The following is a 1,580-nucleotide window of genomic DNA, read 5'->3' as shown; positions in this document are numbered from 1 at the left end:
TGATTTTGTAATGGTTATAATGAACTATAAAGCGGGGCAGCTCGCAAATAGGTTATTTTATTTTTCGCACTTTATATCTAATAGTATAGCTCACAACTATAAACTGATAAACCCGTCATTTAACGACTATAAGGATTTCTTTACCTCTACAGCGACAAACGATTTTAATGGCCATAACATTAGTCTGCGAATCACAGGTAATCAACCATTCGACGAGCTGGTGAGGAAAGCAGTAAATGCGGTTCAAAAAGTACAGGTTAAGCCATTGCGCAATTTACCAGGCGTCTCTTTTCATGAGATAAAGGCTTATGATGCTGCGCCAAAAAGCTTTGACATGAACGATTCTGATTTTGTAGCAGCTGCTAAAAACAAAGTCGTTTTTGTAGACGGTTGGCTTTATCGGGATTATAAAGACTTTGAAAAACACGCCGCAAGTATACGTAAGATTTTCACACCTCTCCCTAAGTATACAGAGCAGGTTGAGGAGGTGATAAACAGATGTATGCAATTAGGAGATACAATCATAGGCGTACATATTCGGAGAGGAGATTATAAAACCTATAATAACGGCAAGTGGTTTTATGAGGATGATGTTTATTACAAAAAAATGAATGCCTTAAAGCAGCAACTGGAGGCGGAAGGCAAAAAATGCGTCTTCCTCATCTGCTCAAATGAGAAAATCAACAAGAATAACTATCCTGGATTGCCTATTGTAACAGAAGACAGACATTTCATAGTTGATCTTTATGCCCTATCCAGATGCCACTATCTTATTGGCCCCCCAAGTACCTTTACCATGTGGGCATCTTTCTACGGAGAAACACCACTACTGGCCTTAGAAGACGCCTCTAAAGAGGTTATACTTTCAGAATTCAAAATTGTAACGCAAGGGTAACTGTTTACTGCTGCGTTAGCTGTGTTCAGTTAAGAAGCTTCTCAACGCTTCTTATAAACCAATCTGCTTTTACTATCCATTCTGTAAAAGGTAAGGTGTAGCTGTTGCGGTACTTTAGAAGTATAAAAGCAACAGCTACACTTTACTTTCCGCTCATAACCCGATCCAGAGCAGCAATTACAGAAGCACTACACTTCCTATTTGTGTGTTAGGTTAAGTCATACTCTTAGCTTAAGCTAACAGTTCGGGGCAAAATCAATAGCTTCGGAACATCTCCTTCAAGCATAATCACCTCATCGCTGATAATATAGTCTCCAGTGACGGACATTAGATACCAGAGCAAGCACTTTCATACTTTCCTTAGTGCTAAGTCACTCCAGGTTATTGCTTATTTAAACTTTACTGTTTGCAGGCAATACTTCTGTCTTTTGAGGGGCAAATAAGCAAATTTTAGAGTATAGCAGCTGCACCAACGCTTTCATAACACAAGGTAAACTCCACACTTTGTGGAATTCACACACCCCTTATTGGCTCTATTTAAGCATTTAGGGGACATTAAAGAAAATGTGTGGAATTATTCCACAACAATATAATCCAAAATGGCATTAATTTCCACAGTATTATATTTTTATTAATTTTCAAAGACAATAAGATTTAGTGTTTTAACACCTTAAAATATAACAAG

At 37.8% G+C, this 1,580-nt stretch carries 1 protein-coding gene; it reads left to right on the top strand.

Annotated features, from left to right (window positions below; all coding sequences use genetic code 11):
* The coding region (locus tag ACFQ2O_RS21555; protein ID WP_377532955.1) for an alpha-1,2-fucosyltransferase at nt 1-895 on the top strand (895 nt) is incomplete at its 5' end.
* Between the last annotated feature and the right edge of the window lie 685 nt (nt 896-1,580).

The organism is Pontibacter rugosus (assembly GCF_042678745.1).
In the GTDB taxonomy this organism is placed as follows: Bacteria; Bacteroidota; Bacteroidia; order Cytophagales; family Hymenobacteraceae; genus Pontibacter; species Pontibacter rugosus.
Note: the sequence above shows the minus strand (reverse complement) of the source record. Positions and strands in the feature narration are given on the sequence as shown.